Source organism: Caballeronia pedi (assembly GCF_001544915.2).
Lineage (GTDB): Bacteria > Pseudomonadota > Gammaproteobacteria > Burkholderiales > Burkholderiaceae > Caballeronia > Caballeronia pedi.
In genome coordinates, this window is sequence record NZ_FCOE02000016.1 from 53,732 (window position 1) to 68,686 (window position 14,955).

The following is a 14,955-nucleotide window of genomic DNA, read 5'->3' on the forward strand; positions in this document are numbered from 1 at the left end:
CATGGATCAGGGTAACAAGGTGCAGTTCAAGCACAGCGACGGCAATGTGGTCGTCGTCATCGGATCGGGTGCGGGCGGCGGCACGCTCGCCAACGAGCTCGCGCAAAAGGGCATCGACGTGGTCGTGCTCGAAGCGGGCAAGCTGCATACGCAAGGCGATTTCTCGACATCGGAGTGGGACGCCTTCAAGATGCTTTCGTGGCTCGACACGCGCACGACCTCCGGTTCGTGGCGCGTCGCGAAGGACTTTCCGAATCTGCCGGCATGGGTCTGCAAGACGGTCGGCGGCACGACCACGCACTGGGCGGGCGCGAGCCTGCGCATCCGGCCGCACGAGTTCAAGGCGAAGACGACTTACGGCGATGTGCAGGGCGCCAATCTGCTCGACTGGCCGATCACGCGCGCCGACCTCGACCCGTACTACGACCGCGCCGAAAAAAAGATGGGCGTGACGCGCACGAACGGCCTGCCGGGCTTGCCGGGCAACAACAACTTCAAGGTGATGTCGGCGGGCGCGGCGAAGGTGGGTTACAAGGATTGCAACACCGGCCACATGGCGATCAACAGCACGGTGCGCGACGATCGCACGCACTGCTTCCAGCGCGGCTTCTGCTTTCAGGGCTGCCGCATGGGCGCGAAGTGGTCGACGCTCTACACCGAGCTGCCGCGCGCGCAGGCGACGGGCCACATGGAGCTCCGCACGGAGGCGCATGTCGTGAAGATCGAGCACGATGCGCGCGGCAAGGTGACGGGCGTCGTCTACTACGATGCGAACGGCAAGCTGCAACGGCAGCGCGCGCGCGTCGTCGCGGTGGCGGGCAATGCGATCGAGACGCCGCGGATGCTGTTCAATTCGCAGTCGGGCAAATTCCCTGATGGCCTCGCGAACGGTTCCGGCCAGCTCGGGCGCAACTATATGCGGCACACCACGGGTTCGGTCTACGGCGTGTTCAACGACAAGGTCGAGATGTACAAGGGCACGACGATGGCCGGCATCATCGAGGACGAGGCGGTGTTCGATCCCAAGCGCGGCTTCGCGGGCGGCTATCACATGGAGACGATCTCGCTCGGTCTGCCGTTCTACGCTGCGTTTCTCGATCCGGGCGCGTGGGGCCCGAACTTCACGTCGGCGCTGGATCAGTACCAGTACACGGCGGGCATGTGGATCGTCGGCGAGGACATGCCGCGCGAATCGAACCGCATCACGCTCAATACCAGCGTGAAGGATCAGTACGGCCTGCCGGTGCCGAACGTCCACTTTGACGATCACCCGAACGACGAAGCGATGCGCGAGCACGCGTTCAAGCAGGGCAGCGCGGTGTATGAGGCGGCGGGCGCGAAGGCGACGTATATCGTGCCGCCGTATCCGTCGACGCACAATCTCGGCACCGCGCGCATGAGCGCCAAGGCCGGCGATGGCGTCTGCAATCCGCACGGCCAGACGCACGAAGTGGCGAACCTGTTCATCTCCGATGGCAGCCAGTTCACGACGGGCGCCGCCGAAAATCCGACGCTCACGATCGTCACGCTCGCGATTCGCCAGGCGGATTACATCGCGCAGCAGATGAAGCAACGCAGGGTTTGATGCAATTGCCGGCTTGCGCGTAGGGAAGTAGCTTGGTTCACGGCCGTCGTGCGCGAGCATGACGGCCCGTTTCCGGAGGCTATCGTCATGTGTGGGGTGTATATCAACGCCGATCCGATCCTCTATGAATCGCGCACGCGCTCGCTGCGCATTCATGGCGTGATCACCACGGTTCGGCTGGAAAATCTCTTCTGGGACGTGCTGCAGGAAATCGCCGGGCGCGAGAACCTGACGACGAGCCAGTTCGCCGTCAAACTCTATGATGAGCTGATCGCGCTGCGCGGCGAAGTGCCGACCAACTTCGCGTCGTTCCTGCGCGTGTGCTGTCTGCGCTATCTGTCGATGCGCGAGGCGAAGCAGAACGCGGAGAGTGAGGCGGCGGGGGCGGTGGCTTTGCGCGTCCTGAAAACAGGGTAGCCCGCGCCTCGCGCGCTGGTGGTTCGGGACAAGCGGCGCACATTGATGCTTAATCGTGTATCCAGGCGCCGCCCGCCATTATCGGGCGATGCCTTGGTCAGACATTTTGCCGGGCGAGAACGCGAGAAAGGGCGTCCAAATCCTCACCGGGCCAGATAGAAATCCAGGGGGATAAGCTCCACGGCCCATCCGCCTTCTTCGCCCAGTGTGGCAGCCGGGTGCATGGACGCGACGCGCAACGCCTCGTCAGGGCTATCCGCCTCGATGATGAACAGGCCACCCACGACTTCCTTCGACTCGGTGTAAGGCCCATCGGTGACGCGCGTCTCGCCAGTGCGCGGGCGCAGCGTTTTCCACTTGTCCAGATCGCCAAGCGAGGCGGAAATCAGAACCTTGCCGGTAGCGCGCATCTTCTCGTCCAATGCCGGGCATTGGCTCACCAGTTCCTTGATGTCGTCTGGAGCCATCGCGGCGAATTTTTCGGGGGTGAAGTAGGCCAGGCCGAGGTATTTCATGGGAGATCCTTTTTGAATGGGGTTCACTGACGACGAATGTGATGATCGGAAATCGACAACGCTCCAGCAAGTTCGTGGCGCGTCTCGCCAGCCTGTCCGCTTTGGGACTGAAATGCGACACCGGGTTGCAGTTCGAGCAGGGCTCGCGCTACGCTCCCTCGACGTCATCCCTTGATCGAGGTGAGCAGTGAAGCGTGACTGGATCGCTCGTCTGAGCCGTTTCACGACACTTGTCATATTGATTGGATTCGTGGCCGGATGTGCATCGACGGTCAACGAGGTCGAGCCTCTTGCCCTCGACATTCACGAAACCATCGTCAAGGTTCCACTGAACGAGCACGGCCCATTTGGCGATCATGTACGCGACATCGTGGCCACCACCTATATGCCCGACGGCACTGGCCCCTTTCCGTTGATCGTCCTGAGTCATGGTAGTCCGCCTGATCCGAGAGATCGGCCGAAGATCGGCCGCTTTCGCAAGTTGCCACAAATACGGACGTTCGTCAGTCTTGGCTTTGCCGTCATCGTGCCGATCCGACGTGGCTATGGGGCGACGGGAGGCACCGACGAGGAGGAGATCCGCTCTTGCCGGAACCCCGATTACATGGATGCAGGCACGGAGGCAGCGAAGGACGTGCTTGCGGCTGTCACGTACGCGCGGAACTTGCCCCAGGTGGATCGAAACCGGGTCGTCCTGGTTGGACAGTCAGCGGGCGGGTTCGCTTCGCTGGCGGCCGCAAGCCATGCACCGGAAGGATTGGTTGCGGTCTTCAACTTCTCAGGTGGTCGAGGAGGGGACCCGCTGAAACATCCGGGCATGCCGTGCGATCCGCAGCAGATGGCCGACACCATCGCGCATTTTGCATCGACGACCCGTGTTCCCGTTCTCTGGCATTACGTTCAGAACGACCAGTACTTTTCACCTGAAGTCGTCAGGACATGGTTTGCGGCCTTTCAGGCGGCAGGCGGTCAGGGGCAGTTGATCATCGAGCCGCCCTTTGGCAGCAACGGCCACGGCATGTTCAATGTCGACCGGTCAATACCGATCTGGTCGCCACACTTCCAGCAATTCGTCGCGCCGCTCGTATCGATGGAGCACACCGAGATTCTTCCAAAGGCAAGAAAATAAGAGCCGGTCAGGCGCCAGTCGAGAGTTGCATCTGACGCAATCGATGACCAATCTGCGCGCGCGTGACAGGCACCAGATCAACCGGAACGCGATTCCTGCACGTGGCATCTAACCCAGTATCCGCCACTGTTGCCGGGAGACCTCACGTGAAATTCATCCATGCCGTGTTAGCGACAACGCTTGCATGCGCGAGCATCTCGCCTTACGCACAAAACGCTGGACCCACCGATCCGCAGATCGCGGCTATTGTGGTAACGGCCAATCAGGTCGATATCGACGCCGGCAAGCTCGCCGAATCGAAGACGAAATCGAAGGACGTGAAAGCGTTCGCGCAACAGATGGTCACGGACCACAGCGGCGTCAACAAGGCTGCCACTGATCTCGTCAGGAAGCTCAACCTGACGCCTGAGGACAATCCGACGAGCCAGAGCCTCAAGCAGGGCGGCGACGCGAATCTCATGAAGCTCCGGACGTTGTCGGAGGCAAGCTTCGACAGGTCGTACATCGATCACGAGGTTGCCTACCATGAAAGCGTGCTCGATGCGCTCGACAAGACCTTGATTCCTGGCGCGAAGAACGAGGAGCTGAAGGCGCTGCTCGTCAAGGTGCGGCCGGCGTTCGTCGCGCATCTCGAACATGCGCGGCATGTACAGTCAGAACTGGGAAAGAGCGGTGCGTAATCTGCAATTGCTTCTTCTTCTCGCATGCGCGTCTGCGTGGCCTGCTCAGTCGAGCGCTGCGACGTATGTCATCGTGATCGAGCAGATGCGCTTCGAGCCGTCGGCATTGACTGTCGTTCGGGGCGATCGCATCGTCTGGGTCAACAAGGATTTGTTTCCCCATACCGCGACCGCCGATGCAAAGACCTTCGATTCGCACGATATCCCGCCCGAAGCGTCATGGAGTTATGTCCCGCGCAGTGCGGGGCGATACGCGTATTTCTGTTCGCTGCATCCGACGATGCGCGCCGTTCTCGACGTTCGATGAAGCCACTATGAGTGATTCCTCCCGACCGAATACAGCCAGTGCTGGCGACGATGACCTGAGCATTGCGCGACGCGTCGTCGCGGGGGATCGCTCCGCGTTCGAATTGTTGATGCGGCGGAATAACCGGCGTCTCTATCGTCTCGCGCGCGCCACCTTGCGCAACGATGCCGATGCCGAGGATGCCTTGCAGGACGCGTATTTGCATGCGTATCGCTCGATGAGCCAGTTTCGCGGCGATGCTCGACTGTTCACGTGGTTGTCGAGACTCGTGCTCAACGAGTGCTACGCGCGATTGCGGCGCTCGGCGCGGCGTCACAATGTCATTCCAATTGTGGATGCGCCTGACTTCGCCGAACAGGTCGAAGCGATGATCACGTGCGACGACGATACCCCCGACGAAGCCCTCGCGCGCTCGGAGGTTCGCGCGCTGCTCGAACGCAAGCTCGATGGATTGCCCGAGTCGTTTCGCGTCGTCTTTGTACTGCGTTCGATCGAAGAGATGAGCGTCGAGGAGACCGCGCAATGCTTGAACATTCCGGAGGCAACTGTGCGCAGCCGGCATTTTCGCGCGCGCAGCATGCTGCGCGAGTCACTGGCGCAAGCGTTCGATCTCGCTGAGCGCGATGTGTTCGAATTTGGCGGCTTGCAGTGTGATCGGATCATTGCGACCGTGCTATCGAAGATAGCCGGAGAAGGTGCGGCATAGCGTCGGTCCGTTTCCGAAGGAGGGCGCCACGTACAGGGGCAGGGCAGTTGCGCCGCACCTTGTCTACCGGTTCAGTTCACCGTGACGACGATTTTCCCAACTTGCTCATTCGATTCGAGGAAGCGCGTTGCGTCCTGGATCTGATCGAATTCAAAGGTTCGGGAGATCAAAGGCGCAAGAGCGCCGGATTCGAGGCCCTCGTTGATGAAGGCCTTTGCTCGTTCGAGCAAATCGTCATTGCTCGTGACTTCGACGTAGAGATAGCCTTTGAAGGTCAGGCATTTGCCGAGCAGATCAAACTGCGGAAACGTTCCTTCGTCGGTGCTCAGCGCGCCGTATTCGAGAAGGATGCCACCGAACGACATGCACTTTGCGAGTTGAGCGATTGCCGGCCCGCCGATTGGATCGAACACGACGCGAGCCCCTTTGCCTTTCGTAATCTGGTTGACGCGGGCTGCCAGGTCCTCTTCTGTCGTGGCAAGCACGTGGTGAGCACCGGCCTCTCGAAGCGGTTGAGCCTTCGCGCTGGTACGAGTCGTTGCGATAACGGTAGCACCGACGCTCCGCGCGATCTGAATCGCGGCAATGCCAACGCTGCTGGATGCCGCCGAAACAATGACGAAATCGTCTGCGCTCAATCTCCCCTGGGCGACCAGCGCACCCCACGCGGTAACGTATTGCATCCACGATGCAGCCGCCTGTTCGAACGTCAATCGCGCCGGATGTTTCACGACGAATTTGGCGGGAATGTTGATCACTTCGCCGTAGGTGGGCCAACGCGACATGTCCGGGGTCGGAATGACGCTCACAACGTCGTTTTTGGCAAAGTTGGTGACGCCTGCGCCCGGCATCTTCACGGTGCCCGCGGCTTCGTAGCCGAGCTGGGACGGGAATGCTGCTTCCTGAAGATATCGGCCGGTGCGAAACATCACTTCGGCACGGTTGAGCCCAATGGCCTTGACGGAAATCTGAACCTCGTCTGCGGCGGGTGCGGGAACGTCCACGTCTTCAATGCGCAGCACATGTGGATCGCCATATTCATGGAAACGGACAACTCGGGTCATGGAGCACTCCTTTGCGGTGTGCTCAGCGTGGATCGCTGAGCATTCGTTCTATTTTTCTGCCACGCGCCCGGAACCGCAATACTCCATTTTTTTACATATACTACCCAAAAGGGTAGTGTGGACAGCCTACCCATTACTGCTGCGTTTGGGAGGATCCGATGCCGAAGCGTCGCAAATACGACGAAGCTCCGCCGTGCGCGATAGTAGCCACGCTCAATTTGATCAACGGTCGTTGGAAGGGTGTGGTTCTTTACTATCTGCTAACGAAAGGCACGATGAGATTCAATGAGCTGCAAAGGCACTTGCCCGGCTGCACACCCCGCTTACTTGTGAAGCAACTGCGTGAACTGGAGGAAGATGCCTTCATCACGCGCACCGTCTATGCTGTCGTTCCCCCCAAGGTCGAATATGCTTTAACGGATGAGGGCCGCACGATCGGCCCCATCCTGTTGCAGCTCAACGAATGGGGGGCGGGGTGGCTCGAGCGGCGTGGGTTGCGACAGAAGACTGCCAGAGCGGCCTGAATGCGAGTGAGCGCATTCCGGACTGATGTTGCCGGCGGGAGCGCCATAACCCGGAAAAGTCAGGCCTTCTTCAACGGCATGGTGTACGTCGTTGCAGTGCCGCTGAGGCAGACTTCGCCTCTTTGATTGACAACGGAAACTTCGACGCTGCAGATAGGCTTGTCCTCGCGTACGGACTTCACTTCGACGCGACCGGTCACTGTGTCACCTACGAGCACGCCCTTGGAGAACTTGAGCTCCATGCCGAGAAACACGGTGCCGGGCCCGGGCAACGCTTCCGCGACGATGGCGTTGAGCATGCCGGACGTGACGCCGCCTTGCACGATCAAACCGCCGAAAGGAGACTGTTTCGCGAGTTCTTCGTCGTAGTGCAGGGGATTGCGGTCGCCCGTGATTTCCGTGAACAGTTCGATGTCGCGCATGCTCATCGTTTTCGAGCGCTCGGCACTCGATCCCGCCGCGGGCATGCCGTTCAGGGTATTGCTCCAGCCGTTGTCTGCGCTCATGTCTTCTCCTTGGCGTTGTTCACGTGATTGCTGTTGCAAGGCTGTCCGGACTGCGCTCAGCGCTTGCCGGGCGGCGTGAGATGCGCGAGGAATGCAGCACTGGCATCGTCGAGCGGCTCTCTCGACTTCTCGAGCTTCGAGCACATGACCGCGCCTTCCCACGCATTCCAGAAGTATCGCGAAAGCGCGGCGGTATCGGCATCCGCGCGAATTTCGCCACTTGCCTTGCCTTCCTCCAGACACTCGCGGATCCGTCGACGCCAGTCCTGCAGAACGTCCATGAGGGCCTTGCGGAAGGTCTCGTCCAGTGCGGCCAGTTCCTGGCTCAGATTGCCCACGAGGCAACCGCGCTTGAACTTGTGCCGCTGCATGCCGATCGCGGCATCTTCCGTGAACGCCTTGATGCGTTCGAGTGGGGAGAGGCTCGCGTCTTTCAGATGCATGTCGAGCTTCTTGGCGAAGTACTCGTGATAAGCCTGAATGACTTCGAGGCAATAGGCGTCCTTGTTGTTGAAGTAATAGTGAAACGAACCTTTTGGCACGCCCGCGAGCGCGACGAGTTCATCTAGCGAGAAGTTGTGGAAACCCTTCTCGGTCAGGATCGCGACCCCGAGCCGGATCAGCTCGGACCGGCGACCACCCTCTTTCTTGTTTGAAATCGTTGCCATTGATGTGACGTCCTTCGGATGATTGAGCCGCGTTCTACCAGCGCGGCTGTTTCTTCAAAAGCGGGCTCATTGCGATTAGACCGAACAGCGGGCCCGGAAGCAGGAGCAGAGAACTCCACGCGCCCAGCGCGTGATACACACTCGTCGCCGAGAAGATCGAACAGGCCGAGATGAAGAAACCGAGGCTATTCTGAATCGTCAGCGCACCGCCGACCAGTTCGGGCGGACAGGCGCGCACGGACAGCGCGGAAAACTGCGGCGAATCGGCGACCACGCTCATGCCCCAGAAGAGCAGCACCGCGAGTTGCGCATACACGGCCGTTCTGTCGGCAAAAAACGGATACAGCAGGCAGATCGATCCCGACACGAGGAGCGCGATGAACGCCGTGCGCGCACTGCCGAATCGCTTGCTGAAAGCGCCACCCGCGACACAGCCCAGCGCGCCGATACCGATGACCGCGAAGGACCACAACGCAATGTCGCGTGTGGATGCTGTCGTGCCCGCATGCAACGCATGACCGACCAGCAACGGCACGAGTGTCCAGAACGCGTAAAGCTCCCACATGTGACCGAAGTATCCGAAAGCCGCAGCGCGAAACTCCCGCGAACGAAACACCGAGCGCGCGTTGCTCACGCCGGCGTTCGACTGTGTCCGGCGCGCGTACGGTCCCTCGCCGAGCGTCAGCACCATCGCTGAGCCGATCAAGGCCAGCAGCGACGACGTGAGCACCACGGTCTGCCACGGCACGGTATCGAACGCGCCGCGTATCGCGTGCACCGAAGCCGTACCGAGCGTCAGCATGGCGACGAGCCATGCGAGCGTCTGCGCGGCCCGCGCGGGCGCCCACGTCACGAGCAGCTTCATGCCTAGCGGGTAGATGCCGGCCAGCGCGACGCCGACGCCGAAGCGGAACACCACCGCCGATGCGAAGCCCGAACTGCACAACGCGAAGAGCGCATTCAGCACCGCGCCGAGCAAACCGCAGGCGGCGAAGACGCGGCTCGTCGGCAGCCGGTCCGCGATTCCCGTGAACGCGGAGATCAAGGTACCGACGATGAACCCAGCCTGCACGGAGTTCGTGAGCCATCCCATTCCCGATGCAGTGAGGTGCCACGACACCTGCAGGTCATGCATGGCCGCGTTCGCGCTGAACCACAGCGATGTGCCGAACAGTTGCGCGAGCGCGATCACCGCTATCGCCCGATTGGCGCGTGACGCTGCCAGCACTTCCGCTCGATCTGCGCCCAGCCCAGTGCTCACTTGAAGTCTCCTCAAAGGTCACGTCGATTGCCTGTCGAGCCGCGTCAGTACTTTCCCGCAACCACTATAGGTTTTTGTAGACGACCAGTCAACTAGGGGCTATAACGTCCATAACTGACCGGTCGTCTAGTACCTCGCCACAAGACTGAGCGACATGAAACGCATCAGACAAACGGAGACATGAGCAATGGAAAAGGTGAACGCAGGAGCAGCGACGTCGATGAACAGACCCGTGCGATCCTACGGGCTACGCGGATTCACACGCGTTTGCGTGGTGCTCGTCGAGAAGGTGATGCCGGACCCGTTCGTCATCGCTGTCTTGCTGACGTTGCTGACATGCGTGCTTGCGGTTGCCCTCGCGCCGCATGGCGATATCGGCACGGTCGTGACCAGCTGGTATGACGGTGTATTCAAGATCGCGAGCTTCGCGTTTCTGGTCGCATTGACACTCGTCACGGGACACGCGTTGTCGACTTCGAAGCCTGTATCGATGCTGCTCAGAAAGGTCGCGTCGTATCCAACGACCGCCGTCGGCGCGATGACGCTGACCTTTTTTGTCTCGATGGTCAGCGGCCTGCTGAACTGGGCTGTCGGTCTGGTCGTCTCCGCGCTGTTCGCCCGCGAGATCGCCAAGCGGGTGCGCGTGGATTTCGCGTGGCTTGTCGCGGCCGCCTACGCAGGCTGGTCGTTCTACCCGTGCGGTCTTTCGAGTTCCATCGCCTTGCTGAGCGCGACGAAGGGCTCGCCGCTGAACATCATCGAAAAGATGACAGGATCGGTGCTGCCGATGCGGGACTTTCTGCTGTCGCCGTTGAACTACGTGCCCGTCGTCGTGCTTGCCGTGCTGGTTCCGCTCGTGTTCCGCATGATGAAGCCGCACGACAACGAAACCATCGCGGCGGACCCGGCGAAACTCATCGCGGAAGATACCGTCGATGTGTCGGACGCGCGCGTGAAGACCTTCGCCGCGTGGCTCGACAACGGATGGGTACTTAACCTGATTCTCGTTGCGCTGGGCCTGGGCTATATCGTGATGAAAGTCATGGCCGGCAAGTTCACCATGGACCTGAACATGCTCGTCATGATCTTTCTGATCCTTGGTCTGGTGACACACTGGACGCCGCGCGCCTATCTCACCGCGATCAATAATGCCGCGCGCGTCGCCGGTCCGGTGCTGCTCCAGTTTCCTATCTACGGCGGCATCATGGGCGTCATGACGGTGACGGGCCTCGCCGACGAAATGGCGAAATGGTTCATCAGCTTTTCCACCACGCACACGCTGCCGTTCTGGACCTTCGTCTCGTCGGTGCTCATCAGCATGTTCGTGCCGAGTGCGGGCGGACACTGGATCGTTCAGGCGCCTTTCGTCGTGCCCGCGGCGCAGCATCTCGGGGTCTCGCAACACGCGGTCGCGATTGCCGTCGCGCTCGGCGAAGGTGTGGCCGACATGGTGCAGCCGATGTGGGTCATTCCGCTGCTCGCGATTGCAGGCGTGGGCATGGGCCGCGTGATGGGCTTCACTGTCATCATCTTCTTCGTCATGCTGGCGGTGATGGGAGGCACGCTCCTTCTGCTGTAAGCGGCTCTTTCAACCTTTCGCACCCTTTGGTCTCACTGAAAGCTCATGGACGACATGAATAACCTTGGCTTCATTCTGGCGGCCGCATGCCGAAAGCATGGCGCGGCCGTCGCGATCGAAGCGGCTGAAACGAAGCTGACGTACGACGCGTTGCTTGAACGCGCAATGGATGTCGAGCGCGCGCTCATCGCGCACGATTGCCGTCCCGACGAACCGGTGCACGTGCTCGTTTCCAGTCATCCCGCGGACCTCGCCGGTTTTCTCGGCGTGTGGCTCGCGGGCGGCGTGGTGGTGCCGCTACATCGCACGTCGCCTGCAAGCGTGATCGACAGTGTGCAAGGCAGAAGCCGGGCGCGGCTCGCGGTCGATGTGGCGGATTCCGATGTCGTCACCCTGATAGGCGAGACGCCGCCGGACGCGCGCGCTCAACTCGATCGCGCCGCGATGATCATCTTCACGTCCGGATCGACCGGCGTTCCGAAGGGCGTCGTGATCGGCCACGACGCCTTCAACGGCAAGCTGCGCGCCATCGACGCGATGATCCACTTCCGCAGGAACGAACGCACGCTGCAACTGCTGAACATCACGTTCAGCTTCGGCATCTGGTCGAGCCTGCTGACGCTGATCGGAGGCGGAACCATCGTGTTGCCGCAGAAGTTCGTTCCGGCGCTTCTGCTCGAACAATTGCGCAACGAGCGGATTCATCGCGTCGGTGTGGTGCCGACCATGTTGCGCGCCATGCTCGCCGTTCGGGCACAGGACGCCGACGGCCTGACCGCCGCATGCCCGACGCTTCGCCAGATCCTGACCGGCGGCGAGCAGTTGAGCGAACAGCTCGCGACGCAGGTCGCCCAGCTCTTTCCGGATACCGATCTCGTGAATATCTTCGGTCTCACCGAGACGTCGACGTGTGACTTCTTCCAGTTCCCTCCGGATCGAGAGGCCAATCCTCACTCGTTGGGCTTGCCGTCGAGCAACGTGCAGTTCCGCGTCGTGGATGAACTGGGCGCGCCATGCGAACAGGGAGCCATCGGCGAATTGCAGATCAGAAGTCCCTTCCTGATGTCCGGCTACCTCGATGAACCCGGCCTCACGCAAGCCGCATTCTCCGACGGATGGTTCAGATCAGGCGATCTCGCCCAGCTCGATGTGGATGGCCAGGTACGTCTGATGGGCCGCTCGAAGGAGCTGATATCGCGCGGCGGCAACAAGGTGACGCCGATGGAAGTCGAGCGCGCGCTGAAGCAGCACGAGGCCGTTTGCGATTGCATGGTCGTAGGCGCGCCCGATGACATTCTTGGCGAGCGCATTCACGCGCTGATCGTCCCGAACCGTGGCTGCGCGATCGAAGCGGACACGCTGCGCGCGTTTCTTTCGAGCAGGCTCGACCGCTTCAAGATGCCGGACTTCATCTATATCGCCGATGCCCTCCCGATCGGGCGGACCGGCAAGGCGGACCGGCGCGAGCTGCGCAACATGATTTCGGGCGGCACGCTCGCACCGCTTGCCGGCCGTTCCTGAACCCGAACCGGAGACACCCGATGTCCGAATTCACCACGCTGAAGTATGAAGTCAAAGACTCGATCGCGATCGTCACGCTGAACCGGCCCGAGCGCCTGAACGCGCTGGGCAAGAAGTCGCTGCAGGAAATCAACGCGGTCATGGACCGGGCGGAAGCCGATCAAGGCGTTCGCGCCATCGTCGTCGTCGGTGAGGGAAAAGCGTTCTCGTCGGGCTTCGATTTGAAGGAACAGATGGAAGCGCGTCCGGAAGGCGCGGCTGTGTGGCGCGAAATCCTCGACCGCGACTTCGATACGACCATGCGTTTCTGGGACTGCCCGAAGCCGACCATCGCCGCGGTCCACGGCGCCTGTCTCGCGGGCGCGTTCGAGATCGTGCTCGCCTGCGATATCACCGTCGCCGCGCGCTCGGCGATCTTCGGCGAGCCGGAGCTCAAGTTCGGCGCGGGCATCGTCACCATGCTGCTGCCGTGGATGACCAATCCCAAGCAGGCCAAGGAAATCATCCTGACCGGCCTCGACCATGTCACGGCGGAGAAGGGCGCCGAGCTCGGGTTCGTCAATCGCGTCGTCGAGGACGGCGAGCATCTGAACGAAGCGCTGCGGATCGCTCGCACGATGTGCGTCATCGACCCGAACCTGGTGCGCGAAACCAAGCGTGCGATCAATCACAGCTTCGAGGCGCGCGGCATGAAGGAGACGCTCAAGCACGCGCTCGATATCGACCATGCCGTCGAGACGGCGGTGTCGCCCGACAAAAAGGCGTTCATGGAAGTCGCGCGCGCGCAAGGCATGCGCGAAGCCATCCGCTGGCGCGACCGCCGCTTCGAAGGCTAATGCTTCTATACCAAACCATCTCATCAACTGGAGAGCACGTAATGTCCGGACAGACGTTCAATGCAATGATGCTGCGCGAGGAAGACAGGAAGACCAAGGCCGCGATCGAGAAGCTGAGCTTCGACGCGCTGCCGGGTGAAGACACGCTGGTGAAGATCGAATACTCGACGATCAACTTCAAGGACGCGCTGGCTGTTACCGGCAAGGGAAAGATCGTCAAGACCTGGCCGCTCGTGCCGGGTATCGACTTCTCCGGAGAAGTGGTCGAAACGTCGAATCCGAATCTGCGCGTGGGGCAGAAGGTCGTGCTCACCGGCTGGAGCGTGGGCGAGAAGTACTGGGGCGGCTACAGCCAGTATCAGCGCGTGCGCGGCGAATGGCTGGTGCCGCTGCCGGAAGGACTCACGACCCGCCAGGCGATGATGATCGGCACCGCCGGCTTTACCGGCATGCTGTGCGTGAATGCGCTCGAAGGCGCGGGCATCACGCCGGCGAGCGGTCCGGTGCTCGTGACCGGCGCGGCGGGTGGCGTGGGCAGCGTCGCCGTCGCCGTGTTGAGCAAGCTCGGCTACGAAGTGTGCGCGCTGACCGGCAACGAAGAGAAGCACGAATACGTCAAGGGCCTCGGCGCGACGGCGTTCGTCGATGGTCCGCAGTGGGCCGATCCGCCGCGCGCGCTCGAAGCGCAGAAATGGGCCGGGGCGATCGACACCGTCGGCTCGAAGGTGCTCGCCCGCGTCCTCGCCGAGATGAACTACAACGGCGTGGTTGCCGCGTGTGGCCTTGCCGGCGGCGCAGACTTGCCGACCACCGTCATGCCGTTCATCCTGCGCGGCGTCCGGCTGATTGGCGTGGATTCGGTGATGCTGCCATCGAAAGATCGCGTCAAGGCATGGAACCGCATCGTCATCGACCTGCCGGCCACGCTGCTCGACGGCATCACCGCGCAAACCGTGCGCCTCGAGGAAGTGGGCGCGGCGGCCGAGGCGATGCTGGCGGGCCAGCTCAGAGGGCGGGTTCTGGTCGACGTCAATTGATATGGAGCGCGACGCCCGGGCAGAGTCCATCCCATTGGCGCGTGGTTTTTGTTCGGATACTATAGTGGACACTGGTCAACTATGAAATACGGATTCGAACGATGCCTATCCGCGATGCAGGCCTGGACGACCTCCCGGTCATCACCTCGATCTATAACGACGCCGTGCAGCACACGACGGCGATCTGGAACGACAAGCTCGTCGATGTAGCCAACCGCACGCAATGGCTGGCCGAGCGCCAGAAGCAGGGCTATCCGGTCCTGGTTTCAGTCGATGAAAACGGCCAGGTCCTCGGCTATGCGTCGTTCGGCGACTGGCGAGCGTTCGACGGTTACCGGCATACCGTCGAGCACTCGGTCTACGTGCACGCCGGTCAGCGCGGCAAGGGCATTGGCGAGGCGCTGATGCTCGCGCTGCTGGAGCGCGCGCGCCGCATTGGCAAGCACGTCATGGTCGCCGCAATCGAGTCGGGCAACAAGGGCTCCATTCGTTTGCACGAGAAGCTCGGCTTCCAGCACGTGGGCCAGTTGCCGCAGGTCGGTATGAAGTTCGGCGTGTGGCTCGATCTCACGTTTCTGCAACTGATTCTGGATGACCGCGAGAAGCCGGACGACGCCTGA

The 14,955-nt window shown here is 61.5% G+C and carries 17 protein-coding genes; 12 read left to right on the plus strand and 5 right to left on the minus strand.

Features of this window, described 5'->3' with window-relative positions:
- Position 1 precedes the first annotated feature (1 nt).
- Positions 2-1,585: a GMC family oxidoreductase gene (locus AWB80_RS22935; RefSeq protein ID WP_061176942.1), complete on the plus strand. Its 1,584-nt coding sequence runs from the start codon at positions 2-4 to the stop codon at positions 1,583-1,585.
- A gap of 87 nt (positions 1,586-1,672) precedes the next feature.
- Positions 1,673-2,002, plus strand: a complete 330-nt coding sequence (locus AWB80_RS22940; RefSeq protein WP_035500266.1) for a ribbon-helix-helix domain-containing protein — start codon at positions 1,673-1,675, stop codon at positions 2,000-2,002.
- A 143-nt stretch (positions 2,003-2,145) separates the two neighbouring features.
- On the opposite strand, the gene AWB80_RS22945 is transcribed toward AWB80_RS22940, so the two are convergent.
- Positions 2,146-2,517: a YciI family protein gene (locus AWB80_RS22945; protein ID WP_061176943.1), complete on the minus strand. Its 372-nt coding sequence runs from the start codon at positions 2,515-2,517 to the stop codon at positions 2,146-2,148.
- Between the two features lie 187 nt (positions 2,518-2,704).
- Between AWB80_RS22945 and AWB80_RS22950 the strand changes: the two genes are divergently transcribed.
- The 4 genes from AWB80_RS22950 to AWB80_RS22965 all read left to right on the plus strand — a co-directional run bounded on the left by AWB80_RS22950 (position 2,705) and on the right by AWB80_RS22965 (position 5,339).
- Positions 2,705-3,646 (plus strand): dienelactone hydrolase family protein, encoded by a 942-nt coding sequence (locus AWB80_RS22950; protein ID WP_061176944.1) that lies wholly within the window; start codon positions 2,705-2,707, stop codon positions 3,644-3,646.
- Positions 3,647-3,792: 146 nt separating this feature from the next.
- Entirely contained in the window at positions 3,793-4,326 is a 534-nt protein-coding gene (locus tag AWB80_RS22955) for a DUF4142 domain-containing protein (protein WP_061176945.1), read from the plus strand.
- Complete coding sequence (locus AWB80_RS22960) at positions 4,292-4,633, plus strand: cupredoxin domain-containing protein (RefSeq protein ID WP_087131546.1); 342 nt, start codon at positions 4,292-4,294, stop codon at positions 4,631-4,633. Before AWB80_RS22955 ends, AWB80_RS22960 begins: the two co-directional genes overlap by 35 nt.
- Positions 4,634-4,640: 7 nt before the next feature.
- Positions 4,641-5,339 carry an RNA polymerase sigma factor gene (locus AWB80_RS22965; RefSeq protein ID WP_061176946.1) on the plus strand — a complete coding sequence of 233 codons (699 nt, stop codon included), beginning with the start codon at positions 4,641-4,643 and terminating at the stop codon, positions 5,337-5,339.
- 71 nt (positions 5,340-5,410) lie between these two features.
- Here the strand turns inward: AWB80_RS22965 and AWB80_RS22970 are convergent, their stop codons facing one another.
- Positions 5,411-6,403: a zinc-dependent alcohol dehydrogenase family protein gene (locus AWB80_RS22970; RefSeq protein WP_061176947.1), complete on the minus strand. Its 993-nt coding sequence runs from the start codon at positions 6,401-6,403 to the stop codon at positions 5,411-5,413.
- 158 nt (positions 6,404-6,561) lie between these two features.
- Here AWB80_RS22970 and AWB80_RS22975 point away from each other — a divergent pair, with 158 nt between their 5' ends.
- Positions 6,562-6,927: a winged helix-turn-helix transcriptional regulator gene (locus AWB80_RS22975; protein ID WP_061176948.1), complete on the plus strand. Its 366-nt coding sequence runs from the start codon at positions 6,562-6,564 to the stop codon at positions 6,925-6,927.
- 59 nt (positions 6,928-6,986) lie between these two features.
- Here AWB80_RS22975 and AWB80_RS22980 read toward each other — a convergent pair whose 3' ends face one another.
- Genes AWB80_RS22980 through AWB80_RS22990 form a run of 3 tightly spaced genes read right to left on the minus strand, consistent with a single transcriptional unit; the run spans position 6,987 to position 9,362 of the window.
- Positions 6,987-7,433, minus strand: coding sequence for a MaoC family dehydratase (locus AWB80_RS22980; RefSeq protein ID WP_061176949.1), 447 nt, complete (start codon positions 7,431-7,433; stop codon positions 6,987-6,989).
- 56 nt (positions 7,434-7,489) lie between these two features.
- Positions 7,490-8,101, minus strand: coding sequence for a TetR/AcrR family transcriptional regulator (locus tag AWB80_RS22985; protein WP_208635677.1), 612 nt, complete (start codon positions 8,099-8,101; stop codon positions 7,490-7,492).
- A 34-nt stretch (positions 8,102-8,135) separates the two neighbouring features.
- Positions 8,136-9,362, minus strand: a complete 1,227-nt coding sequence (locus AWB80_RS22990) for an MFS transporter (RefSeq protein WP_087131531.1) — start codon at positions 9,360-9,362, stop codon at positions 8,136-8,138.
- Between the two features lie 220 nt (positions 9,363-9,582).
- Here AWB80_RS22990 and AWB80_RS22995 point away from each other — a divergent pair, with 220 nt between their 5' ends.
- From AWB80_RS22995 to AWB80_RS23015, 5 genes are all read left to right on the plus strand, one after another.
- Positions 9,583-10,941 (plus strand): TIGR00366 family protein, encoded by a 1,359-nt coding sequence (locus tag AWB80_RS22995; protein WP_160147472.1) that lies wholly within the window; start codon positions 9,583-9,585, stop codon positions 10,939-10,941.
- Between the two features lie 45 nt (positions 10,942-10,986).
- Positions 10,987-12,462, plus strand: a complete 1,476-nt coding sequence (locus AWB80_RS23000; protein WP_061176951.1) for a class I adenylate-forming enzyme family protein — start codon at positions 10,987-10,989, stop codon at positions 12,460-12,462.
- 20 nt (positions 12,463-12,482) lie between these two features.
- Positions 12,483-13,298: an enoyl-CoA hydratase/isomerase family protein gene (locus AWB80_RS23005; RefSeq protein ID WP_061176952.1), complete on the plus strand. Its 816-nt coding sequence runs from the start codon at positions 12,483-12,485 to the stop codon at positions 13,296-13,298.
- A 41-nt stretch (positions 13,299-13,339) separates the two neighbouring features.
- A complete protein-coding gene (locus AWB80_RS23010) occupies positions 13,340-14,335 on the plus strand; it encodes an MDR family oxidoreductase (RefSeq protein ID WP_061176953.1) in 996 nt (331 codons plus the stop codon).
- Between the two features lie 101 nt (positions 14,336-14,436).
- Positions 14,437-14,955: a GNAT family N-acetyltransferase gene (locus AWB80_RS23015; RefSeq protein ID WP_061176954.1), complete on the plus strand. Its 519-nt coding sequence runs from the start codon at positions 14,437-14,439 to the stop codon at positions 14,953-14,955.

Coding starts and splice junctions, on each gene's coding strand:
- AWB80_RS22960 (WP_087131546.1), top strand. CDS start 4,292: ATGTACAGTCAGAACTGGGAAAGAGCGGTGCGTAATCTGCAATTGCTT.
- AWB80_RS23015 (WP_061176954.1), top strand. CDS start 14,437: ATGCCTATCCGCGATGCAGGCCTGGACGACCTCCCGGTCATCACCTCG.
- AWB80_RS22980 (WP_061176949.1), bottom strand. CDS start 7,433: ATGAGCGCAGACAACGGCTGGAGCAATACCCTGAACGGCATGCCCGCG.
- AWB80_RS22965 (WP_061176946.1), top strand. CDS start 4,641: ATGAGTGATTCCTCCCGACCGAATACAGCCAGTGCTGGCGACGATGAC.
- AWB80_RS23000 (WP_061176951.1), top strand. CDS start 10,987: ATGGACGACATGAATAACCTTGGCTTCATTCTGGCGGCCGCATGCCGA.
- AWB80_RS22945 (WP_061176943.1), bottom strand. CDS start 2,517: ATGAAATACCTCGGCCTGGCCTACTTCACCCCCGAAAAATTCGCCGCG.
- AWB80_RS23010 (WP_061176953.1), top strand. CDS start 13,340: ATGTCCGGACAGACGTTCAATGCAATGATGCTGCGCGAGGAAGACAGG.
- AWB80_RS22940 (WP_035500266.1), top strand. CDS start 1,673: ATGTGTGGGGTGTATATCAACGCCGATCCGATCCTCTATGAATCGCGC.
- AWB80_RS22970 (WP_061176947.1), bottom strand. CDS start 6,403: ATGACCCGAGTTGTCCGTTTCCATGAATATGGCGATCCACATGTGCTG.
- AWB80_RS22985 (WP_208635677.1), bottom strand. CDS start 8,101: ATGGCAACGATTTCAAACAAGAAAGAGGGTGGTCGCCGGTCCGAGCTG.
- AWB80_RS22975 (WP_061176948.1), top strand. CDS start 6,562: ATGCCGAAGCGTCGCAAATACGACGAAGCTCCGCCGTGCGCGATAGTA.
- AWB80_RS22995 (WP_160147472.1), top strand. CDS start 9,583: ATGAACAGACCCGTGCGATCCTACGGGCTACGCGGATTCACACGCGTT.
- AWB80_RS22935 (WP_061176942.1), top strand. CDS start 2: ATGGATCAGGGTAACAAGGTGCAGTTCAAGCACAGCGACGGCAATGTG.
- AWB80_RS23005 (WP_061176952.1), top strand. CDS start 12,483: ATGTCCGAATTCACCACGCTGAAGTATGAAGTCAAAGACTCGATCGCG.